Raw genomic sequence first — 22,314 nt, forward strand, 5'->3', positions numbered from 1 at the left:
ACAGCGAGTATCAGGTTACCGGTGGTTCTGTGCGGGTAAAGCTCTCTCGTTGGAACAAACGTTCGGCCAGTTTAACCAGCTCAGGGCGCTCTAAACTCCAGTTTGGCGCGACCCGACGAAAGTTGAGATAGCCAAGACAGCATCCGGTGGCAATATCTGCCAGCGTCATCTGCGATCCGTTGAGCCACTTCCCTTCTTTTGCGTGTCGTTCTAAAGCGTCTAAGCCGCGATCGATTTTGCCACGCTGGCGCACAATCCAGTCGCTATTCTGCTTGTCGGCTGGGCGCATCATTTCCTGAACTAATAGAACCGCGGCGTCACAGATGCCGTCAGAAAGTGCTTCTAGCTGGCGTACACGCAGCGCCTGTTGGCGATCTTCCGGTACGAATTTTGGCGTAGCATCTAACAGATCGATGTATTCGGCAACGATGGGTGAGTCATAAAAGATCTCACCGTCGGCGGTGACGAGCGCAGGAATTTTCCCTAGCGGGTTATATTGCGGAACATGGCTGGTGCTTTCCCATGGAATGTCGTTAACAAATTCAAATGTCAGCCCTTTTTCCAACAACATAACAAAGATTTTGCGCACGTAGGGGCTGGTATAGCTGCCAATGAGTTTCATGGTCCCTGTCCTTATCCACTAACAAAACGATGAGTTTATAAAAGGATACTGGGATGAGTATGGCAGAAACGTTACGGTAGGGAAGGGAGAACCGACCACGGAATAGTGGTCGGTGGCGCAAATAGTTTACTTCTTCTTGTAAATTTCGGCGGTGCCGCGGGCAATATCGCCCATGCCCTCTGTACCGACTGAAGTGATGCGATAAGCGTCAGCATCTTTCTCTTCGGCTTTTTTCTCCAGCTTTTTCACGATGTCATCCATGGTGCCGTCGCGCACTTCCGCGCTGACGTCGCCGATTTTGGTGTATTTCTCCATATCGGAATGTTTGATTTCATCAGCTGCGTTAGAAAATGCAGAGAAAGAGAGCAGAGAGGCACCGGCAATAGCAAGTAGGTATTTGTTCATATCTTTATCCTCGATTTTATTTGTGAGTTACCGGCCTTAACGACAAAGCCAGAAGTTCATCCTTCAAACGATGGATCTACGACGTTTTACAGCATGGAATATAGGAACGTAGGCGGAAGACAACCGCATCAATCCTGAATTCATTCTTTGAAACCGCCGAAATTCGATGATTAACAAAATTAATCAGACGGTTTTTAATCGCCTTTCAAGCTTAGTGTAGATTTTCAGGATTGATAGTGAGGAAGGGAAAACGATGTTTATGCAGGGGGCGAAAGCCCCCTGTGAAAGGGTAAATATTATTTATGTTGTCCCTGTTTCTCAAGGAACTGAACGCCTTTGTCTGGGAAGTCAGTGAATGCGCCGTCAACGCCCGCTTTGTTGTAGATCAGATCGTAAAGCTGATCGCCGTTGCTGACGTAATTTGGCAAGGCGTCAACGCGAATGGTGTAGGGATGCACTACCATTTTCGCGGCGTGAGCATCGGTTACCATCGCGGTTAGTTTTGGATTAGCTTGGGTGGCATCTTTGCCCACCAGCATGTGGTAATCCGGTCCAATGCCGTCGGCATATTGCGCAATCTGCTTCATCGCACCCGGTTTAAACATCCAGTCGTAGTCGTAGTTCACCCATGTCCCGTCTGGTTTTTTCTCATAGGTTTCATTCCAGTCGGTATAGGCAATCAACTGAACCAGTTTGAGATCCATACCCATCTTAGGCTCTAACTCGGTTTTGATGCGCTTAAGCTCGTTTGGATCGAAACATTGCAGATAGACATTGTCGTTCTTGCCGGTGTAGCCGTATTGCTTCAGCACCTGTAGCACTTTGGTGGAGATGTCTTTGCCTTCTTGCTGGTGGAACCACGGTGCTTTTATCTCAGGGTAAATCCCGATATTTTTGCCCGTTGAATGGTTAAGCCCTTGGACAAACTCGATCTCTTCTTCAAAGGTGTGGATGCGGAAATCAGACTTGCCCATCGGGAAACGGCCCGGATAGCTTTGCACGCGCTTGCCGTCTTTGATGTCAAAACCTTCGGTGAATTTCAGCGATTTGATTTCGTCGAGGGTGAAATCAATCGCGTAGTAACGCCCATCTTTACGAGCACGATCGGGGAAGCGGTCGGCAACATCGGTCACGCGATCCAGATAATGGTCATGGAGAACGACTAATTTGTCGTCCTTGGTCATCACCAAATCCTGCTCTAGGAAATCGGCGCCTTGAGCATAAGCCATAGCCTTAGAAGGCAGAGAATGTTCCGGCAGATAGCCGCTTGCGCCGCGGTGCGCAATAACCACTTTATCAGCAGCCTGTGCGCTCATCGCCAGCGTGCCGCTTAATAGCAATCCTGCCATGATGGCATTGAGTCGTAGGGTCATAGAGGTTTTCCTTATTTTTAGAGGTCTTTACCCGTCATACTTCAAGTGGCTTATGCGTTGGCTGCGTTCAATCACCCGAATCACTTACCAGAGTCAGTTCATCGGGATTCTTTCTCTTGCCGCCTTCAAGCAACTCGAATTATTTTGGGTCTATTGGGGTAAAAAAAAGGCCGTGACGCAGGAAGCAACGACACGGCCTAGTGAAACTTTTTAAAGATTAGTTCCCGCGGTTTGCCGCGATTTCTTCGTGATGTTTTTTCTCGTTGATCATCACGACTAACAGCAGGATAACGGCGAGAATGCTACCGCCAATCATCACCATAAAGCCGCCGTCCCAGCCGAAGAAGTCAACGGTGTAACCCACGATGGCGCTCGCAGCAACCGAACCACCCAGATAACCGAACAGACCGGTAAAGCCCGCTGCGGTACCCGCTGCTTTTTTCGGTGCCAGCTCTAAGGCGTGCAGGCCGATGAGCATAACAGGGCCGTAAATCAGGAAGCCGATGATAATCATACAAGCCATATCGACGCCTGGGTTGCCCGCTGGGTTCATCCAGTAAACGATGGTGGCGATGGTGACCAGAACCATGAAGAACACGCCGGTGGCACCACGGTTTCCGCGGAATACTTTATCCGACATCCAGCCACACAGCAGGGTGCCTGGAATACCCGCATATTCATACAGGAAGTAAGCCCAAGAGGATTTATCCAGCGCGAAGTGTTTCACTTCTTTCAGATAGGTTGGAGACCAGTCCAGAATGCCATAGCGCAGCAGATAAACAAACACGTTAGCGATAGCGATGTACCACAGCAGTTTGTTAGGCAGCACGTACTGCATGAAGATTTGCTTAGCGGTCAGCTCTTCTTCGGCTTTCTCAGAGTAATCATCCGGGTAGTCGTTTTTATACTCTTCAATCGGTGGCAAACCACAAGACTGCGGAGTATCGCGCATCAGGCCGAAGGCGATCAGAGCAACAACAATGGCTGCGATGGCTGGCATATACAGCGCCGCGTGCCAGTCGTTAAACCATGCCATCCCCAACAGGAACAGAAGTGGAGGCAAGCCGCCGCCGACGTTATGCGCACAGTTCCATACGGAAACGATGCTGCCACGCTCTTTCTGTGACCACCAGTGAACCATGGTACGTCCACATGGAGGCCATCCCATTCCTTGGAACCAACCACACAGGAACAGCAGAACGAACATGACCGCAATGCTGGAGGTTGCCCATGGCACAAAGCCCATAAAGAGCATCACCGCAGCGGCCAGAATCAGACCGGCAGGCAAGAACACGCGTGGGTTCGAGCGGTCGGAGACGGAACCCATAATGAATTTCGAGAAACCGTAAGCGATTGAAATCCCTGAAAGGGCAAAGCCCAAATCGCCACGAGAGAAACCTTGTTCGATAAGGTACGGCATCGCTAGCGTAAAGTTTTTACGCACCAGATAGTAGGCCGCGTAGCCGAAGAAGATCCCCATGAAGATCTGCCAACGTAAACGACGATAGGTCGGATCGACCTGTGCGTCAGGCAAGCGCTTCGCGTGCGCTGCGGGTTTAAAAATACTTAACATGTAGATATGCCTCCGATGGCTTTCTCTTCTTTATATGTATCCTGAACCGATTCCCCAGTGAGCCCGGTTAAGGTTTGCTGTGTGCCAACAAAAAATAGAACAGCAATGGTGTTTTCTTACGCTATTTTCCGTTTAGTGGTGGTCATTCCATTTTCTTTTTCGAGCGTAGAGTATTCAAACGCGCATTTCGTTACTGTGAGAGATCGCGCAAATTGTTACAGTTTTATGAATGCGATGCTGATTTTGAGCGGTTAGTTAATTTTTTGAAACCAAAAATCACATACATCTAGTGATAATGATCACAAAAATGGTGAAATACGCGCTAATCACTTTCGTTTTGTGCGCGTATTTGCTCCTTATCAAACAATTTCTGTGTGGGTTATGCCTTAATAAGCACAATTGCTTATCAGTACATTCATTGTTGTGAATAAGGTCGGGAGCCACACATGCTACAAAGCCCAGCGACACAAGAAACTGATGTCATCATCATCGGGGGTGGTGCGACCGGTGCAGGGATTGCACGTGACTGCGCACGCCGCGGCTTGCGTTGTATTTTATTAGAGCGTCACGACATAGCGACTGGCGCAACAGGACGCAATCACGGTCTTTTGCACAGCGGCGCGCGTTATGCGGTAACCGACGGCGAATCCGCGCGTGAATGTATTGAAGAAAACAAAATTCTTAAGCGCATTGCCCGTCACTGCGTTGAACGCTCAGATGGCCTGTTTATCACGCTTCCTGAAGATGATTTGGGTTTCCAATCTGGCTTTATCGAGGCCTGCCAAAAGGCGGGTATTGATGCGCAGGCCATTGACCCTAAAGAGGCGCTACGTCTTGAGCCTGCCGCTAACCCCGCTTTGATTGGTGCGGTACGGGTGCCTGATGGCACCGTCGATCCATTCCGTCTCACCGCGGCCAATATGCTGGATGCACGTGAGCATGGCGCACAGGTGCTGACCTATCACGAAGTGAGCGGATTATTACGCCACGGCGATCGTATTACCGGCGTGCGCGTTATCGACCATAAATCGCGTGAAAGCTATGAAATTCATGCGCAAATCGTAGTGAATGCCGCTGGGATCTGGGGCCAGCATATTGCTGAGTATGCCGATTTACGGGTACGCATGTTCCCAGCCAAAGGCGCGCTGTTGATCCTTGGTCATCGCATTAACAATATGGTGATCAACCGCTGCCGCAAGCCCGCCGATGCCGATATTTTGGTGCCGGGCGATACCATTTCTCTTATTGGTACCACCTCAACGCACATCGATTACGATCAGATCGACAACATGATCGTGACGCCGGAAGAAGTCGATATCTTGATCCGCGAGGGCGAGAAGCTTTCGCCTAAATTAGCGAGAACGCGAATTTTACGCGCCTATGCGGGCGTGCGTCCGCTGGTTGCTAGCGACGACGATCCAAGCGGGCGTAACGTGAGCCGCGGCATTGTGCTGCTCGATCATGCGGTTCGTGATGGTCTGGAAGGCTTTATCACGATCACCGGCGGCAAGCTGATGACCTATCGCCTGATGGCAGAATGGGCCACGGATAAAGTCTGCGAGAAACTCGGTATTACAACTGCGTGTACCACGGCGACCGAAGCACTGCCGGGATCACAACATTCAGCTGAAGAGACGCTGCGCAAGGTGATCTCGTTGCCTGCTACGATCAGAGGTTCGGCGGTTTATCGCCATGGCGATCGCGCCGACCGTATGCTGGCGGGCGATCGTCTTAGCAACAGTCTGGTATGTGAATGTGAAGCCGTAACCGCAGGGGAAGTGCGCTATGCGGTTGATTCTCTGACGGTGAATAATCTGGTGGATTTGCGCCGACGTACCCGTGTGGGTATGGGCACCTGTCAGGGCGAGCTTTGCGCCTGCCGCGCCGCGGGTCTGCTTAATCGTTTTAAAGTTACCACGCCGAAGCAATCTATCGATCAGCTCTCTCATTTCCTTAATGAACGTTGGAAAGGCGTGCGCCCAATAGCTTGGGGCGATGCGCTGCGCGAAAGCGAATTTACGGCTTGGGTTTACCAAGGTTTATGCGGCATGGAAGCACCTGCGCAGAATCAGGGCGCTCAGGAGAATGACAATGAAATTTGACACGGTAATGATTGGCGGCGGCTTAGCTGGGCTATTGTGCGGTATTCGATTAGCTGAGGCTGGGCAGAAATGCGCCATTGTGAGCTCGGGTCAAAGCGCGCTGCATTTTTCTTCGGGCTCGCTAGACTTGTTATGCCATCTGCCCGACGGCAGCGCCGTAGAGCAACCGCTGGCCGAGTTGGAATCTTTAGCGGCTCAGGCTCCGCAGCATCCTTATAGCTTAATGGGGCATGATGCCGTGGTGCGTTATGCCGCGGAATCAGAGCGTTTGCTGGAACGCAGCGGGCTGGCGTTAGTGGGAAGCTGCCAACAAAACCATTTACGCGTCACGCCGTTGGGAACGCGTAGAGCAACGTGGCTGAGCCCAAACGAAGTGCCGGTGAGTGCATTGGATCAGCCGCTGCCGTGGGAACGTGTGCTGGTTACCGGTATTGAAGGGTTCCTCGATTTCCAGCCACATTTGGTGGCGAATTCGTTGGCCGAGCAGGGCATAGAAACCAAAATTGCGGAGCTCACGCTGCCCGCGTTAGATCGTTTGCGCAATAACCCAAGTGAATTCCGCGCGGTGAATATTGCGCGCGTGTTGGATTTACCTGATAACCAACAGCTATTGATTGATGAACTTAACCGCCTTGCCCAGCAGGTGGATGCCATCATCATGCCTGCCTGCGTTGGCATGGAACAAGCTGATGCATTAGAGCATCTACGCTCACGAGTGAGAGTGCCGTTATTGCTGTTGCCAACGCTGCCGCCATCGGTGCTGGGAATGCGTTTGCATCATCTGCTTCGCCGCCGTTTTCAGGCGCTTGGCGGCGTGATTATGCCCGGTGATGCGGTGTTAAGAGCCGATCTGGAAGAGGGCTCAGAGGCGAAAATTTACACTCGTAACCACACCGACATTCCTTTGCGGGCGAAAAACGTGGTTCTGGCGAGCGGTAGTTTCTTCAGTAATGGGCTTAAGGCTGATTTCAACGGCGTGACTGAACCCGTGTTCGGCTTAGACGTTATCAGTGAAAACGAGCGGGCTAACTGGAGCACTGAAAATATGTTCGCGCCTCAGCCGTATTTGCAGTTTGGCGTGAGCACCGATGAGCAATTGCGCCCAACAATAGGTGGCAAAGTCGTGAGCAATCTACGAGTGATTGGTGCCGTTCTGGGGGGATACGATCCTATTCAGCAAGGCTGTGGCGCAGGTGTTTCAATGCTAACGGCGCTGCATGCGGCGGAACAAATTTTGGCAAAAGCGGAGGGCGCGCTATGAACCTGCTCGCAGATAACAGCTTCGAAAACTGCATTAAATGCACTGTGTGCACCACCTATTGTCCGGTCGCGAAGGTTAACCCGAATTATCCAGGGCCAAAACAGGCTGGGCCAGATGGTGAACGCCTGCGTTTGAAAGATCCTCTGCTTTATGATGATGCGTTGAAATACTGTACCAACTGCAAACGCTGTGAGGTCGCTTGCCCATCAGATGTAAAAATTGGCGATATTATCCAACGCGCTAAAGCAAATTATAGCCAGCATAAGCCGACGCTGCGTGATGCGATTCTCAGCCATACCGATCTGATGGGGACGCTATCAACGCCGTTCGCGCCGATTGTGAATATGACCACCGGTCTTAAACCGGTGCGCAAACTGTTGGATAAAGCGCTGAAGATCGACCATCGTCGTGAATTGCCAAAATATTCGCTGGGGACATTCCGTCATTGGTACAAAAAACAGGCCGCAGAACAGGCTAAGTTCGCCGAACAGGTCGCGTTCTTCCACGGTTGTTTCGTTAACTATAACCATCCGCAGCTCGGCAAAGATTTGGTGAGCGTGTTTAACGCCATGGGTATCGGCGTGCAGCTGTTGAAGCGCGAAAAATGCTGCGGCGTACCGCTGATTGCGAATGGGTTTATCGAACAGGCGAAAAAACAGGCTCGCGTTAACGCAGAGTCTTTGACCGACGCCGTGATTGGCAAAGGCATTCCGGTTGTCGCCACGTCTTCAACCTGTGCATTTACCATCCGTGATGAATATCCGCACGTGCTGGATGTGGATACCACGCAGGTGCGTGAACACGTTGAGCTGGCAACGCGCTATCTCTATCGCTTATTAGACGGTGGGCGTGAGTTAAAACTGAAATCGACGCCGATGAAGATCGCGTACCACACGCCGTGTCATATGGAAAAAATGGGCTGGACGCCGTATACGCTGGCGCTGCTGCAAATGATTCCCGGCGTGGAGTTGACGGTTCTGGATTCCCAGTGCTGTGGTATTGCGGGAACTTATGGCTTCAAGAAAGAGAACTACGAAACATCGCAGGGAATTGGTGCAGGGTTATTCCGCCAGATCGAAGAGAGTGGGGTGGATCTTGTGGTGACGGACTGCGAAACCTGTAAGTGGCAGATTGAGATGTCGACGAGTAAGAAATGTGAGCATCCGATTTCGTTGCTGGCGCGGGCGTTGGGGTAAGGTTTCACCCAGCAGAACTGCATATGTTGGATCAGTGAAGATTTCGTCCGCCTATCAATAACGGTTTTCACATGTAACGCCAATCTAAGGCGTCCGATGAGAGCCCCGTTGCGCGGGGGCTCTCAACTCGCGCGCTTTTATCCGAGATGCCATCTTCGCGCCGGGTCGGCATGCGCCATCCCTGGCGCCTCCTCCCCTAGTGGAAACATCCTGTTTCCACTGCTCTCACTATCTAAACTTAAACAAGAAACCAGATAGGGTTTTGTCTTTTGTCTTTTCGTGTTGAAAGAATGCATCTTAGAGCCGCCAGCAGGGATGCTGGTGGCAGGTTGAGGGCGTACAGGATGTACGCTCCGAGACCGGTCGGCCAAACGACTCGGTAAAAAGCGCGAGAGTGAAGAGGTTGCGCGCTGGCAACCTCTTCTCGGACGCCTACGGCAGCAGTTTCATGGGTATATAAAAGCTAACTGGCGTACGAAACCCTCCACTGATCCAACATATACAGTACAGGCGTACGAAACCTTTCACCGTCTCATCCCTTCACCTTAGAATAGACCGCTACCATTCTCCTCCCCCTCCCTCATCCCCCACCACAATTCTTGTGATCAATACCTAGTTTTGGGAACGTTCCCGTTTCATAAAACAGTCATAGTGACTACGCTTTATGCAACTCAGTTTTTATGGATCGAATGTATGGCGCCGATCCACGTTACTCTGAAATCAGAACGACTCTACAGGTACTCAATATGAGCAAGGTAAAACAAGATCAGGTTGATCGGCTGATCGCATTGGTGGGCGGGCGTGAAAATATTGCTACCGTCAGTCATTGCCTTACCCGACTGCGGTTTGTACTGAACGATCCGGCGCTGGCTGCGCCTAAAAAGATTGAAGAATTACCGATGGTGAAGGGTTGCTTCACCAATGCTGGGCAATTTCAGGTCGTCATTGGCACGGACGTGGGGGATTGGTATCAGGCGTTGATTAACACGGCACACGTCGATGCCAGTAACAAAGAGCAGGCAAAAAAAGCTGCTCGCCAGAATATGGGCTGGTGGGAAATTGCGATTTCGCATTTCGCCGAGATCTTCTTCCCGTTGCTTCCTGCATTAATCAGCGGCGGTTTGATCCTCGGTTTCCGTAATGTGATCGGCGACATCCCGTTGGTAGACGGGCAACCGCTGACGGCATTACATCCGGCGTGGAAAACGGTATATGACTTCCTGTGGCTGCTGGGCGAAGCGATATTCTTCTACCTGCCGGTGGGAATTTGCTGGTCAACGGTGAAGAAGATGGGCGGTACGCCGATCCTCGGTATCGTGCTGGGGATTACGTTGGTTTCTCCACAGCTGATGAACTCGTACATGCTGGGCCAGCAGTTGCCTGAAGTATGGAATTTTGGCTGGTTCACTATTGAAAAAGTCGGCTACCAAGCGCAGGTGATTCCATCCGTGATGGCGGGTTTAGCCTTGGGTTGGATTGAGACTCGCTTAAAACGCCTGATCCCCGATTATCTGTATCTGGTCGTCGTGCCGGTGACGTCACTGCTTCTGGCGGTGTTCTTGGCGCACACCCTGATTGGCCCGTTTGGTCGCATGATTGGCGACGGCGTTGCATGGGCTGTGAAAGCGGTGATGACTGGCAGTTTTGCTCCGATTGGCGCGGCGCTGTTTGGCTTCTTGTATGCACCGTTGGTGGTTACCGGCGTGCATCAGACAACGCTAGCGATCGATATGCAGATGGTGCAAAGCATGGGCGGAACGCCGGTATGGCCGATTATCGCGCTGTCGAATATTGCTCAAGCCTCTGCCGTGTTGGCGATTATTTTCATTAGCCGGAAAGCTAACGAACGTGAAATTTCGGTGCCGGCGGCGATTTCTGCCTACCTCGGCGTTACCGAGCCTGCGATGTACGGTATCAACCTTAAATATCGTTTCCCGATGCTGTGCGCCATGATTGGCGGTGCTTGCGCCGGATTGATTTGCGGTTTGTTTGGCGTGATGGCTAACGGCATCGGCGTGGGTGGATTGCCGGGTATCCTTTCAATTCAACCGAAATTCTGGGGAATTTATGCCGTGGCGATGGTGGTTGCGATTGTGGTCCCTCTTGCCCTTACTATTTTGATTTATAAGCGCAAACAGAAACGCGGCGAGTTGCCGGTATAACGAATGAATACGGCTGCGAGTCTCGTGGCCGTAGAGTGAAAAAAGGAATATGACGATGAGCGAAACAGTTCCGTGGTGGCAAAACGGTGTGATTTATCAAATCTACCCGAAAAGTTTTCAAGATAGTACCGGCAGCGGCACAGGCGATCTTAACGGGATTATTCAGCGTCTGGATTATCTGCAAAACCTTGGCGTGAGCGCACTATGGCTGACGCCGGTCTATCCATCGCCGCAGATTGATAATGGCTATGACGTTGCTGATTACTGCGCGATCAATCCTGATTACGGAACGATGGCGGATTTTGAGCGCTTGGTTGATGAAGCTCATCAGCGTGGAATGCGTATCGTGATGGATATGGTATTTAACCATACATCGACTCAGCATCCATGGTTTGTTGCGGCGCAGGATCCTAACCACGAGAAGCATAATTTTTATATCTGGCGTGACGGCGAAGCGCAGGCGTTGCCGAATAACTGGCGCTCGAAGTTTGGTGGCAACGCGTGGCAATGGTCTGAAAGTGCAGAGAAATATTATCTGCATTTGTTCGCGCCACAGCAGGCGGATCTCAACTGGGAGCATCCGCCGGTGCGTGAAGCACTGAAAGCCGTGTGTCATTTCTGGGCGGACAAAGGCGTTGATGGCTTGCGTTTAGACGTGATCAATCTAGTGTCTAAACAGCAGGATTTCCCCGACGATCTGCAAGGTGACGGGCGTCGTTTTTATACTGACGGCCCACGTATTCATGAGTTTCTCAGCGAGTTTGGCCGTGATGTGTTTAAGCCTCGGGGCTTGATGACCGTTGGTGAAATGTCATCAACGCAGCTTGAACATTGTCAGCGCTATGCGGCGCTAGACGGCAGCGAGCTTTCGATGACGTTTAATTTTCATCATTTGAAAGTGGATTACCCCGGCGGTGAAAAATGGACGCTGGCGAAGCCAGACTACGTTGAGCTGAAAAAGATTTTTGCCTATTGGCAGCAGGGAATGCATAACCGAGCGTGGAACGCGCTGTTCTGGTGTAACCACGATCAGCCGCGCATTGTGTCGCGTTTTGGTGATGAAGGTGAATGGCGGAGCCTATCGGCAAAAATGCTGGCGATGGTGCTGCATGGCATGCAAGGCACGCCGTATATCTATCAGGGCGAAGAGCTGGGTATGACTAATCCGGGCTTTACCGATATTGAGCAGTATCGCGATGTTGAAAGCCTGAATATGTTCCGAGAGCTCAGCGAACAGGGGCGAGACAGCGCAGAACTGTTAGCGATTCTGGCGACTAAATCGCGCGATAACAGCCGCACCCCAATGCAGTGGAATGCGAGTCAAAATGCGGGCTTTACGCAGGGAACGCCGTGGATAGAACCCGCGGGTAATTATACTGAGATTAACGCTCAGGCGGCGGTAGCCGATGAAACGTCGGTTTATTACTGCTATCAAGCGCTGATTAAGCTGCGCCAGCAATTGCCGTTGCTGACCCACGGCGACTATGAAGATCTGCTGCCGAGCCATCCTGCGCAGTGGTGTTACCGTCGTAGTTATCAGGGCAAAAGCCTATATGTATTGGCCAACCTGAGCGCGCAAACGCAGACGCTGGAGATAAGCAGCGAGCTGCCGAAACAGGGGCGTGTGCTGATGAGCAATTATCCTCAGCAAGGCGAAGTTCCTCAGTCACTGCGGCCATATGAAAGTATTTATTGGCTTGTAGACGCATAATTGTCTAACGTGAATCCCCCTGAGCTGGATAACGCCGCTCGTTTAAGAGATACACGGGTCTAGCACACCGCGGGGCGGTTATGGAACACATCCGTGTGTTCCACCCTAAGGGCCAACGCTAAAACGTTGTTCAACTTTGTTCCAGACAAAGTTGTCGGAGGCTTTCGCCGCTACGACCCCATCGGTGTGCTCCCCCTAAAGTCGAGCTTAAGTGAACGGCGTTACTTGAGTTGGGGGATTTTTGTTGGCGGCAATCCTCACTAAATTGTGGTTGGCACCTCGTTTCAGATGTTCCTGTTTCTTTATAATAAAACGATGTTTCAAAATAATTTAAGCGAAATGTCGAGGAATGTATGATCACTGGAAATGTTAACCATCTAGAACTGTTGCCTTATTTACCTGCTCAGCTCAAGCAGGCGATTCAATATGTGATGGCAAATTTCAATGCGGATTCTGCGTTAGGTAAGTTTGATGTGGATGGCGAAAATCAGTTTGTGATGATTTTTAACGACTCAACTTCTCCAGCGGAAGAGCGCCGTCAGGAATTGCATGGCAAATATTTGGATATCCAAATTGTTTTAGCTGGGCAGGAAAAAATGGTCTTCAGCAATCTTGCCGCTCCACAAGGCAGCGCTGAATGGCTTGAGGGTAAAGACATCGCTTTTTTACCTCTGACGCAGCAGGGCTTAGAAGAGAAAAGCTTTATCATGAACGCAGGCGATTTTGTGGTGTTCTATCCCGGTGAATTACATAAGCCAATGTGTGCCGTGGGTGAGAATGCACCGGTTAAAAAAGCGGTCGTGAAGATTTTGGTTAAGTAATGTAGTGCCAATAGATCGGTGATTCATCGCAGTCTGCGCAATGGCTTCGATGATTAAGCTCTGCAAAAAACGTCACCGCAGCGTGTATTTATCAATATTGGTCAGAAAACCACGAATTCGCTCATCCCCATGTTTAAACAGTGAAACGATTTCCTGCACTGCTTTGCCATTGCGGTCTTTGCTCCATGCTAGCGACAAAGGAGATGGCTGGCGTTTGTTGTCGACTTCACGCGTTAGCAGCTCTCCGCGATCGATAAAAGGCTGGCAGATATTCTTAGGTAAAAAACCCACGCCGAGCCCGTCAAGATGGCACTCAAGTTTGGTCTGCATATCTGGCACTTTAATCTCTTTTTGCCCAGGCAGAAGCCAAGCAACGCGTTTGGTTAAGTTCCGCGACGTGTCTTCGATATTGATCGCTGGATAACCGCGTAATAGCGTGTTGGTTAAAGGCGTTGTGCTGGCGGCCAAGGGATGATGGGGGGCCAGCACAAACACCCAGCTTACTTCACCAAAGGGGAGGGTGCGTATCGAGTTGGAAAGTGATTCGGAGCCGGTAACGCCAATGGCGAGTTGGAAATCATCGTAAAGCATCGCATCCCAGACGCCCATGTAGACCTGACGTGAAAGCTGAAACTGAGTGAAAGGAAAACGGTGATTCAGCCATGTCAGCAGTTTTGCCGCCGATGCCGCGTTATAAAGCAGGTTATTGACCACGATATTAACCTGCCGCTCTACGCCGTCGTTGACCTGACTGAGCTCATCGGGCATGGCGTCGATCCAGCTTAGCCACTGATGGCAGCGTTCTAGCAAATGAACGCCAGCGGGCGTGAGGCTGACGGTGCGCGTGGTGCGTAGGAACAGCTGTGTTCCCAAGCTTTCTTCCAGCGTTTTAATACGATAGCTGATGGCCGCGGGCGTTTTATGTAGGTATTCCGCCGCCTTAGAGAAGCTGCGTGTTTCAGCGACCCGAATAAACGTGCGGAGCGTCTCTTGATCAAACATCGTATTCAACCCTCCGTTGATGAGCGTATTGCCAGCGCAGAGTGAGATCCATTCCCAACAAAGTGTCCGCCCCCGAAGTATGTCCATGATGCAAGACGCTTTCAAGCGAGCTTTCTGTAGCCTGTGAGCCACGTGCGAGTCGGCGTAACAGTGCGTGTATTGTGGTGCTGAAATAACCGCGTTTTGCATAGTGAAGATAGCTGGCACTGACGCTGGTGGTTAACGCTATCAGTAGGTTGTCGCTGGGAAGCAGTGAAGGACGTAGCGCCGTTTGAGACGTGGCGTGAAGAATGGCCATCATGCCAACCAACATGTCATCGCCGCTGGGAGTTAAACCGGGGCCTAAACCAATAATAGAACGCCAGTCTGGAGCGAAGCCCTGCGCCCAACGAGAAAGCTGCTGGGTGAAAATAGCGGTGTAAGGTGACGACGATTGGGGTGCTTGATTAAGCGGCCCACACAGTCCGGTGATAGCGCTATGGCGCGAAAGGTATTTTTCAAAGCGCTGTGGCGCAATGGAAAGCTTATCAGATATGCGTAAATACAGCGTTCGCCGTGGTTTGAGCAACTGAATATGCGGGCTAAATAGCCCACCGTTAATCGCCGTCAAACGGGTGCCGGGGGCTAAATAATGGCTGAGTTGATCAAAGTCAGCGCGGCGTATTAACCATCCCATCGGGCTAATTCCGTGCCCATAACGATGCAAGGTTAATAGCTGATTGGAAGCATTGCGCAGATTAATAGCGTGATTAAACCGATTTTCGCATACCCAGACGCCACGTATTGGCGGCAGGCAGTCACTGGCGGCTAAAGGAGAGCAAATCATTATCCGTTCTCCTAAGGTTTGAAGGGGAGAAAGCGCCTACGGTGAGGCAGGCGCTTGGTGTGTTATGCATAGACGTTATGCGTGAATATTCATCGCTTCAGCCAGCGCTTCTAGCGCTTGTTCAAAGCAAGGCAGCGGTGCACGCACGGTGCCTGCGCCGACTTGACCAATACCCGCTTCGCGATGAGCAATACCGGTATTGATAAGTGGAGTGATCCCCGTTTCGACAACGCGGCGTATATCCAAACCTAAACAGGCGCCTTGGAAATTCCATGATGGGATCTGCAACAGCGGATTATGTTGCAGATAGATTTCGCTCATCTCTTCCGAGGTTTCTTGAGCTGCATCCATGCCACCGGCACCGACAAAACGGGTTACGCCAGGTGCCGCAATCATCGCCGCACCGCCAATGCCGAAGGTTTCCGTAATGGCGCTATCACCGATGTCAGGGTTAGCGTCATCTTGGCTAAAGCCGGTAAAGAACAGCCCTTGCGGCGTATTAACCGGAGCTGTAAACCAGCGATCGCCCAGCCCGCTGACGCGAATGCCGAAGTCTCGGCCATTACGTGTCATGGCCGTCACGATGGAACCGGCTTTGATCTCTGCGGCGGCATCCATCACCGCTTTGCAATAGGCCATCGCGAGGTTTAGGAAGAACTGATCGGTCACGCTGAGGAACTGTAATACTTCGCCCAAGCGTGCTTTATCGTCATTCTGTAGCGCGATTTTAGGTGCCAGTGTGCGCATCAACAGCGCTGAAGCGGCAATATTACGCTGGTGGAATTCATCCCCCATGGTGATGGCCTGAGCCATCAGTGCGCTAAGATCGATGCCGTTTTCCGTTTCGCTGAGCGCTTGTTGCAATACCGGCGCTAAGGTATCGCGCATCCAGCACAGACGGCGCTGAACGTCTTCACCGTAGGCACCGAAACGCATGACCTTGCCAATGCCTTCGTTCAAATTGCAGTAGGCGCTGTTGCCGTGGACGTGGTTTTTAACTTCAAGTACCGGCATATTGGCCGAAGTGATCCCACCCATAGGGCCAACGGCGTTAACGTGATGGCAAGGAATAAAGGTGATCTCTCCGGTTTCCAACAGCGCATGCGCCTGTTGTTCATTCTGAGCCCAACCTTCATAGAGACACGCGCCGAGACATGCTCCACGCATTGGTCCCGTCATATCCTGCCATTCAATCGGTGGGCCAGCATGCAGCAAGGTTTTTCCTTCACGTAAAGCTGGGATCACCTCTTTAGCCAAATGAACGCCGGTCCAGAATGGGCGGGCTTCTTTAATGCGTGCAACGATCGCCTCATTGGCGTGCGCAATAGATGAGTACATAGCAGACCTCTTAATTTAATTGTTTTAGCAAACTGGCTAAATGAGCATTGCCGCCCGCGATAGGGGCCCATTGGTAATGCACGACAGGGCAACCGGTGCTTTGCAAGTCTTGAGCAAAACTGCGCAGGCCAGCGTTGATGACTTTGACGCCATCAAGCAGTGGATTACGGGAGTAGTGAGGCATTTCTGGTGCACGAACAATCAGGTGATGAGCCAGTAGCACCGCTTCTTGCAGCGTATTCATGACGACAATGTCGCCGTTAATCAGCGTGTCGATCTGCTCAGCACGCGGCTGAGGATCTTGCTGTGTACCGGTTACGGTTGCGATGACCACCAGTGGATTCTCGGGGCCACGTGCCGTGCGGACTTTATTGACCGCCTCTAACACTGCGGTGGCAGGATCGGCACATGCGCCATAGCCCAACACGACATCGACCAGCAGCACGCCAATGTCTGGCTGGTGGGCAATTTTTTGGATCTCAAGTGAGCGGCTGGTAGGGTCAATCATTGGATGTGGGCGGCCAACGGTATACGCATCGTCACCCAGATCGATAAGGGTATGTCCTTGAGCGTGCAGCATAATGCCACGATCGTGTTTGCTATCGGTTTTGGCGCTTATCTGCTCAGCCAATAACATTGCGGCTTCAGCCGCCAGCGTACCGCCGGCATAGAGACCTAGGATTTTCTTGCCGATGACGCTCGGCTGCGCGGCGGCAATTTCTTCGACGCTGGCGAGCATCACGGCAAGATGAGCGGCTTCGGCTAATGAACTGGCTAACCAAACATTACCTTCATGTTTTTGCTCAGGCTTAGTGCCAAGGAAGAGCGCGACAACCGGTTTTGCCACCGCTTGCATGGCGGTTATCACCCGCTGGCGTACGCTTTCGGCCGGAGGTTTGGAAACGAAGGCCAGTACTTTGCTTTGTTCATCACCGGCGAGAATTTCTAGGGCGCTTAATGCGCTGATGCCGCCAATGGCCTCGCTAAGATCTCGGCCACCGAGACCCAGTGCATGGGTGACGCCTTGCCCGAGCAGCGCGATTTGTGACGTAAGTTCTTGAATACCTGTTCCTGAGGCACCAATCACCCCGATAGAACCTTTAGGCAGCACGTTGGCGAAGGCTAAGGGCGCACCGGCGACCATGGCGGTGCCGCAGTCTGGCCCCATTACCAGCAGCCCTTTTTCCCGTGCGGTTTGTTTCAGCGCGAGTTCTTGTTCAACGGGCACGTTGTCGGAGAACATCATGACGTTTTTGCCGTTCTCCAATCCCTGACGCGCCAGATCGTTGGCATATTCGCCAGCAACGGAAATAAGCAACAAATTAGCATCGGGAAGCTTTTGCTGTGCGCTGTCCCAGCGGCGAACTTTTTGCAAATGTTGTCCAGAAGCTTGCCCTTGGGCAATGGCGCTCAGCTCGGTTTCTAGCTGACGGCCAATAAGCTGCGTAATATCAGGGATCTCTTCATGAGTACGTATCGCTACGCAGATATCATTTGGCGTGGCGCTGGTAAAACTTTCATGCCAAAAGCCCGTGGTCTCTAGGAGCGATTTGTTAGCTGGAGTACCCATCATGACGGAGACTTCATCCACCTGAGGTGACTCACTGAGCTTGCGTGATATCAGCATCAGGCTTACAGAATCCTGAAAACTGCCTTTTTTTACAGATGCATAAATCATTTTAATTCCCTCGGATTATTTCTTTTCTTTCAGGAACAACATGCCGCACAGGCCAATGACCAAGAGGGCTGCTGATACATAGAAACTGGAGGCCAAACTGCCGGTGAGATCGCGAGCGGCACCGGCGATGATCGGCGCTAAAATAGAGGAACTCATGCCGATGAAGTTGAATAAACCAAAGGCGGTGCTGTAGTTATTTTCGTCCACGCTATCGGCAACCAACGCCACCAGAACGGGGTCAAGCGCCAGCTTGCCAACCAAACCATAAATACACAGTGCTGTAATAACGCCGCCCATGGTTGGCATCCAAACAATTGAGAGCATGCTCAGAATCGCGAGAGGAACCAGAATTAAAATGAGCGGTTTACGTTTACCTAAACGGTCTGAAATGGTTGAGAACAGCAGGGCACCAGGGATTGAAATCCATGCCACTAAGGACGAGATAAAGCCGGTTTCACTGCCTGGGATCCCTCGCTCGCTTTGGAGGTAATACGGTAACCATGTCAGAATGACGAAGAATCCGAACAGGCTGCAGAACACCATCAGATAGACCAACAGCAGGTTGCGGTTTTTAAACAAATCGCTGAATTTACCTTTTTTAACCACGATGCCATCGGCGGTGACCGCGCTGCGTTTCTTTTCTTTAACGAAGAACCAGATCGCTAAGCCGGTCAGGATGCTAGGCACGGCCATGGCATAAAATGGCATTCTCCAGCTGTGACCCTGATCGTAAACCAACCAGCTTGACGACATCAGCCCAAGAGCAATACCGAATGCCATACCGCTGTTAATGATGGCGCTGCCGAGAGAACGATATTTTTTAGGAATTTGTTCCGAAGATAAACCATATTGAGGGCCGTAATAGGTCCCTTCTCCCGCACCGGTGACGACACGAGAAAATAGTAGCGTTGTCCATGTTTTGGCCCATCCGGTGACGGCGGTAAAAACACCGAATAATAAAAACCCAGGGACTAATACTTTCTTCTTACCGATTTTGTCCCCTAAAATCCCGGCGGGAACTTGCAATAGAGCATAGGAGAAATAAAAAACTGAATTAAGTATTCCTAATTGTGTTCCGTTTAATCCAAATTCTTTTTGTAATTCTCCCATGACTGGGTTCAATACAGTACGGTCTGCATACATAAATATCCAGCCGAGCCAGAATAAAAATACGGTTACCCACCAAGCGGGTATTCCTGTTTTTTGCGGTGCGCCCGCATGCTCTATCGATTGTGACATAAGATACTCCCCTGAATACCCTATACTTATCGCTTCTGGAGCGTTAGCTGTTCTGCTTATCCCTATCACTGATTTAATCGGTGGTGCTGGGCATTAAGAATGCTACCGTCCCCAATATTGATATTATTGGGCATAGCTATAATGAAAATGGTTCGTGCCAAATCGCTATGACAGTAAGCTATAATAATCGTAAGGGGATTCTGGTGAGATAAATCACATTTGATCTATTGTAAGGTAAGTTTTCTTATTTGAAGGCCTATTAGTAAAAAAAATTAAAAAATCTATTATTCAATTTTATTTAATTAAACGGCGCCGTGGTATTCCGATTATAAAAAAATAATAGACTGTATTTTAAATGTAGCAACCATCACATTTTATATTTTAAATAAACTTATTTTTACCCCAACAAATTAACGTTTTTTATGGGGAATAAAAATGAAACCAACCGTCGTTATTGCGCTGGGGGGAAACGCTATCTTACAGCGTGGAGAAGTTCTTTCGGCCCAAAATCAGTATAAAAATATTGCTCAGGTGGCAGAGGTGGTTGCGGGGCTGGTCAAAAATTATCGCGTCGTGATTGTGCATGGCAACGGCCCGCAGGTGGGATTGCTGGCGCTGCAAGGTGCGCTAGATCAGCAAACGCCTGCGTATCCGCTGGACATTTTAGTGGCTGAAACTCAGGGAATGTTGGGTTATATGATTGCTCAGTCGTTGGGGCAGAAAGAGAACATTCCGCAGGTGGTTAGCCTGCTGACGCGTATTGAAGTAGAGGCTAACGATCCTGCGTTCCAACAGCCAAGTAAATTTATTGGCCCTGTATATCTTCCCGATCAGCGGCATGAGCCTGAGCTCCGATATGGTTGGACGATGAAAGCAGACGGTCAATATTTTCGTCGCGTGGTGGCTTCGCCTAAGCCGAGAAAAGTGGTTGAGCTAGCGTCGATCAAGTGTCTGTTAGATAGCGACCATATTGTGGTTTGTGCTGGCGGAGGTGGAATGCCGGTTGTCGCAAGCCAACAGGGATATTGCGGCGTTGAAGCTGTTATTGATAAGGATTTATCCGCCGCGTTGTTAGCCCAAGAGTTACAAGCAGAATATTTGATGATTTTGACCGATGCGGATGCGGTTTATCAGGATTGGGGAACGCCACAGGCGCGGGCATTGCGTCATGTGACTCCTGAGGTGTTGCGCCCGTTTGCGGCTCCTGACGGTGCAATGGGGCCGAAGGCGGAGGCGGTGATTGAGTTTGTTGAACAAACGGGTGGAACGGCATTTATCGGTGCATTAGCCGATGCTGAAGCAATATTGCGCCGAGAGAAAGGCACCTGCATTACGCCAGAAACTGCGACTGTTCTATAAAACAAAATAAGCGCGCCGTGAATATCAGGCGCGCTTATTAATAAAGTGAACAGTGATTACAGTTTGCCCAACGTCGCTACCATCACAGCTTTAATGGTGTGCAGACGGTTTTCCGCTTCGTCAAACACGATGCTGTGCTCGGATTCAAACACTTCGTCGGTCACTTCCATTCCACCATGTAGCCCGTATTGCTCTGCCATCTGTTTGCCCACGGCGGTTTGATCGTCATGGAAAGCTGGTAAACAGTGTAGGAATTTTACCTGTGGGTTGCCGGTCAGTTTGATGACGTTCATGTTGATTTGATAAGGCAGTAGCTGGGCGATACGCTCTTTCCACACTTCTTTTGGTTCGCCCATGGAAACCCAAACGTCGGTGTAAAGGAAATCGGCGTCTTTCACGCCTTCCGCCAGATCTTCGGTTAAGACCAGCTTAGCGCCAGTTTTGTCGGCGATCGCCTGACATTGAGCCACCAGCTCGGCCTCGGGCCAGCAGGCTTTTGGCGCAACGAGACGCAGCTCCATCCCCATCAGCGCAGCGCCTTCTAGCAATGAATTGCCCATGTTATTACGTGCGTCGCCAAGGTACGCCAATTTCACCTGTGACAGCGGTTTATTTGGCATATGTTCTTGAATTGTTAGTAGATCGGCTAAAATTTGGGTTGGGTGAAACTCATTGGTTAATCCATTCCAAATAGGCACACCGGCATACTGTGCCAAGGTTTCCACCACGTCCTGTCCCCAGCCGCGATACTGGATGGCGTCGTACATTCTGCCCAGCACGCGGGCGCTGTCTTTGATGGATTCTTTGTGGCCGATTTGGCTGCCGTTTGAGCCTAAATAGGTGACATTAGCGCCTTGGTCGTAAGCGGCAACTTCGAAAGAGCAGCGGGTTCGGGTGGAGTCTTTTTCGAAGATGAGCGCGATATTTTTGCCTTTCAGCGTTTGTGGTTCATTACCTGCCTTCTTAGCCTGCTTAAGTTCAGCGGCTAAAGTGAGTAGATATGCGATATCTGCAGGCGTGAAGTCCAGTAATCTAAGAAAATGATGCCGATATAACTGACTCATAGTGCTCATCCCCAGTTGTGTTTTTATTGTGCTGCGTGAATTAATATTCACATTATGTGTATTAAAATTCAAAATCAACCCCTGAGAGATAAATATTCACGTTTCTTATGGAGGCATGAGCGCGGCTGTGGGAGAATGAAAGTAGCGTGATTGCATACAGATTGAGGACAAAGGCATGGCAAATCCTGAGCTATTAGAAGAACAACGTGAAGAAACCCGCCTGATCATTGAAGAACTGCTGGACGACGGCAGCGATCCAGACGCGTTATACACCATTGAACATCACCTTTCGGCGGATAACTTTGAGCTGTTAGAAAAAGCGGCGGTTGAAGCTTTTAAACTCGGCTACGAAGTTACTGATGCTGAAGAGCTGGAAGTTGAAGACGGTACGCTGCTGATGTGCTGCGATGTGATCAGCGAAGTTGGCCTGAATGCGGAAGTGATCGACACTCAGGTTGAACAGCTGGTGAACCTCGCTGAAAAAATGAACGTGAACTACGACGGCTGGGGCACCTACTTCGAAGATCCTAACGGTGAAGAAGGTGACGACGATGAAGATGACGACGCAGAAGGCGTTGATGA

At 50.8% G+C, this 22,314-nt stretch carries 18 protein-coding genes; 8 read left to right on the forward strand and 10 right to left on the reverse strand.

Annotated features, from left to right (window positions below; translation table 11 throughout):
- Window positions 1–10 precede the first annotated feature (10 nt).
- From RSC70_RS12660 to glpT, 4 genes are all read right to left on the reverse strand, one after another.
- Window positions 11–622 carry a glutathione S-transferase gene (locus RSC70_RS12660; protein WP_234619605.1) on the reverse strand — a complete coding sequence of 204 codons (612 nt, stop codon included), beginning with the start codon at window positions 620–622 and terminating at the stop codon, window positions 11–13.
- A gap of 126 nt (window positions 623–748) precedes the next feature.
- Window positions 749–1,027, reverse strand: a complete 279-nt coding sequence (locus tag RSC70_RS12665; RefSeq protein ID WP_025798408.1) for a DUF1471 domain-containing protein — start codon at window positions 1,025–1,027, stop codon at window positions 749–751.
- A gap of 296 nt (window positions 1,028–1,323) precedes the next feature.
- Window positions 1,324–2,376, reverse strand: a complete 1,053-nt coding sequence (gene glpQ / locus RSC70_RS12670) for a glycerophosphodiester phosphodiesterase (protein WP_410471304.1) — start codon at window positions 2,374–2,376, stop codon at window positions 1,324–1,326.
- 241 nt (window positions 2,377–2,617) lie between these two features.
- Window positions 2,618–3,973: a glycerol-3-phosphate transporter gene (gene glpT, locus RSC70_RS12675; RefSeq protein WP_025798404.1), complete on the reverse strand. Its 1,356-nt coding sequence runs from the start codon at window positions 3,971–3,973 to the stop codon at window positions 2,618–2,620.
- Between the two features lie 446 nt (window positions 3,974–4,419).
- Between glpT and glpA the strand changes: the two genes are divergently transcribed.
- From glpA to RSC70_RS12705, 6 genes are all read left to right on the forward strand, one after another.
- Window positions 4,420–6,075 carry an anaerobic glycerol-3-phosphate dehydrogenase subunit A gene (glpA, locus tag RSC70_RS12680; protein WP_025798402.1) on the forward strand — a complete coding sequence of 552 codons (1,656 nt, stop codon included), beginning with the start codon at window positions 4,420–4,422 and terminating at the stop codon, window positions 6,073–6,075.
- Window positions 6,065–7,336, forward strand: a complete 1,272-nt coding sequence (glpB, locus tag RSC70_RS12685) for a glycerol-3-phosphate dehydrogenase subunit GlpB (protein ID WP_332542621.1) — start codon at window positions 6,065–6,067, stop codon at window positions 7,334–7,336. The genes glpA and glpB overlap by 11 nt, the downstream gene beginning before the upstream one ends.
- Window positions 7,333–8,532, forward strand: coding sequence for an anaerobic glycerol-3-phosphate dehydrogenase subunit GlpC (gene glpC / locus RSC70_RS12690; protein ID WP_025798398.1), 1,200 nt, complete (start codon window positions 7,333–7,335; stop codon window positions 8,530–8,532). The genes glpB and glpC overlap by 4 nt, the downstream gene beginning before the upstream one ends.
- Before the next feature lie 746 nt (window positions 8,533–9,278).
- Window positions 9,279–10,694, forward strand: coding sequence for a PTS trehalose transporter subunit IIBC (treB, locus tag RSC70_RS12695; RefSeq protein WP_332542623.1), 1,416 nt, complete (start codon window positions 9,279–9,281; stop codon window positions 10,692–10,694).
- A gap of 55 nt (window positions 10,695–10,749) precedes the next feature.
- Complete coding sequence (treC, locus tag RSC70_RS12700; protein WP_332542624.1) at window positions 10,750–12,405, forward strand: alpha,alpha-phosphotrehalase; 1,656 nt, start codon at window positions 10,750–10,752, stop codon at window positions 12,403–12,405.
- 353 nt (window positions 12,406–12,758) lie between these two features.
- A complete protein-coding gene (locus tag RSC70_RS12705; RefSeq protein ID WP_103008556.1) occupies window positions 12,759–13,226 on the forward strand; it encodes a YhcH/YjgK/YiaL family protein in 468 nt (155 codons plus the stop codon).
- Between the two features lie 72 nt (window positions 13,227–13,298).
- On the opposite strand, the gene allS is transcribed toward RSC70_RS12705, so the two are convergent.
- The 5 genes from allS to RSC70_RS12730 form a co-directional block, all read right to left on the reverse strand.
- Complete coding sequence (gene allS / locus RSC70_RS12710; RefSeq protein ID WP_040046131.1) at window positions 13,299–14,228, reverse strand: HTH-type transcriptional activator AllS; 930 nt, start codon at window positions 14,226–14,228, stop codon at window positions 13,299–13,301.
- Window positions 14,221–15,054 carry a DUF2877 domain-containing protein gene (locus RSC70_RS12715; RefSeq protein ID WP_332542627.1) on the reverse strand — a complete coding sequence of 278 codons (834 nt, stop codon included), beginning with the start codon at window positions 15,052–15,054 and terminating at the stop codon, window positions 14,221–14,223. The genes allS and RSC70_RS12715 overlap by 8 nt, the downstream gene beginning before the upstream one ends.
- 75 nt (window positions 15,055–15,129) lie before the next feature.
- Entirely contained in the window at window positions 15,130–16,392 is a 1,263-nt protein-coding gene (locus RSC70_RS12720; protein ID WP_025798385.1) for a DUF1116 domain-containing protein, read from the reverse strand.
- 10 nt (window positions 16,393–16,402) lie between these two features.
- On the reverse strand, window positions 16,403–18,070 hold the full coding sequence (gene fdrA / locus RSC70_RS12725) for an acyl-CoA synthetase FdrA (protein WP_332542629.1): 1,668 nt from the start codon (window positions 18,068–18,070) through the stop codon (window positions 16,403–16,405).
- Between the two features lie 15 nt (window positions 18,071–18,085).
- The gene (locus tag RSC70_RS12730; RefSeq protein ID WP_130933863.1) at window positions 18,086–19,309 is read right to left on the reverse strand and encodes an MFS transporter; all 1,224 of its coding nucleotides are present in this window, start codon (window positions 19,307–19,309) and stop codon (window positions 18,086–18,088) included.
- 435 nt (window positions 19,310–19,744) lie between these two features.
- Here RSC70_RS12730 and RSC70_RS12735 point away from each other — a divergent pair, with 435 nt between their 5' ends.
- Complete coding sequence (locus RSC70_RS12735; RefSeq protein WP_304187529.1) at window positions 19,745–20,668, forward strand: carbamate kinase; 924 nt, start codon at window positions 19,745–19,747, stop codon at window positions 20,666–20,668.
- A 56-nt stretch (window positions 20,669–20,724) separates the two neighbouring features.
- On the opposite strand, the gene argF is transcribed toward RSC70_RS12735, so the two are convergent.
- Window positions 20,725–21,741: an ornithine carbamoyltransferase gene (gene argF, locus RSC70_RS12740; protein ID WP_332542636.1), complete on the reverse strand. Its 1,017-nt coding sequence runs from the start codon at window positions 21,739–21,741 to the stop codon at window positions 20,725–20,727.
- Between the two features lie 166 nt (window positions 21,742–21,907).
- On the opposite strand from argF, the gene rraB reads away from it, so the two are divergent.
- On the forward strand, window positions 21,908–22,314 hold a 407-nt coding region (rraB, locus tag RSC70_RS12745), incomplete at its 3' end, for a ribonuclease E inhibitor RraB (protein WP_332542633.1).

The sequence above is a fragment of the Hafnia sp. genome (assembly GCF_036648275.1).
In the GTDB taxonomy this organism is placed as follows: Bacteria; Pseudomonadota; Gammaproteobacteria; order Enterobacterales; family Enterobacteriaceae; genus Hafnia; species Hafnia alvei.

Coding starts and splice junctions, on each gene's coding strand:
- RSC70_RS12660 (WP_234619605.1), bottom strand. CDS start 622: ATGAAACTCATTGGCAGCTATACCAGCCCCTACGTGCGCAAAATCTTT.
- RSC70_RS12665 (WP_025798408.1), bottom strand. CDS start 1,027: ATGAACAAATACCTACTTGCTATTGCCGGTGCCTCTCTGCTCTCTTTC.
- glpQ (WP_410471304.1), bottom strand. CDS start 2,376: ATGGCAGGATTGCTATTAAGCGGCACGCTGGCGATGAGCGCACAGGCT.
- glpT (WP_025798404.1), bottom strand. CDS start 3,973: ATGTTAAGTATTTTTAAACCCGCAGCGCACGCGAAGCGCTTGCCTGAC.
- glpA (WP_025798402.1), top strand. CDS start 4,420: ATGCTACAAAGCCCAGCGACACAAGAAACTGATGTCATCATCATCGGG.
- glpB (WP_332542621.1), top strand. CDS start 6,065: ATGAAATTTGACACGGTAATGATTGGCGGCGGCTTAGCTGGGCTATTG.
- glpC (WP_025798398.1), top strand. CDS start 7,333: ATGAACCTGCTCGCAGATAACAGCTTCGAAAACTGCATTAAATGCACT.
- treB (WP_332542623.1), top strand. CDS start 9,279: ATGAGCAAGGTAAAACAAGATCAGGTTGATCGGCTGATCGCATTGGTG.
- treC (WP_332542624.1), top strand. CDS start 10,750: ATGAGCGAAACAGTTCCGTGGTGGCAAAACGGTGTGATTTATCAAATC.
- RSC70_RS12705 (WP_103008556.1), top strand. CDS start 12,759: ATGATCACTGGAAATGTTAACCATCTAGAACTGTTGCCTTATTTACCT.
- allS (WP_040046131.1), bottom strand. CDS start 14,228: ATGTTTGATCAAGAGACGCTCCGCACGTTTATTCGGGTCGCTGAAACA.
- RSC70_RS12715 (WP_332542627.1), bottom strand. CDS start 15,054: ATGATTTGCTCTCCTTTAGCCGCCAGTGACTGCCTGCCGCCAATACGT.
- RSC70_RS12720 (WP_025798385.1), bottom strand. CDS start 16,392: ATGTACTCATCTATTGCGCACGCCAATGAGGCGATCGTTGCACGCATT.
- fdrA (WP_332542629.1), bottom strand. CDS start 18,070: ATGATTTATGCATCTGTAAAAAAAGGCAGTTTTCAGGATTCTGTAAGC.
- RSC70_RS12730 (WP_130933863.1), bottom strand. CDS start 19,309: ATGTCACAATCGATAGAGCATGCGGGCGCACCGCAAAAAACAGGAATA.
- RSC70_RS12735 (WP_304187529.1), top strand. CDS start 19,745: ATGAAACCAACCGTCGTTATTGCGCTGGGGGGAAACGCTATCTTACAG.
- argF (WP_332542636.1), bottom strand. CDS start 21,741: ATGAGCACTATGAGTCAGTTATATCGGCATCATTTTCTTAGATTACTG.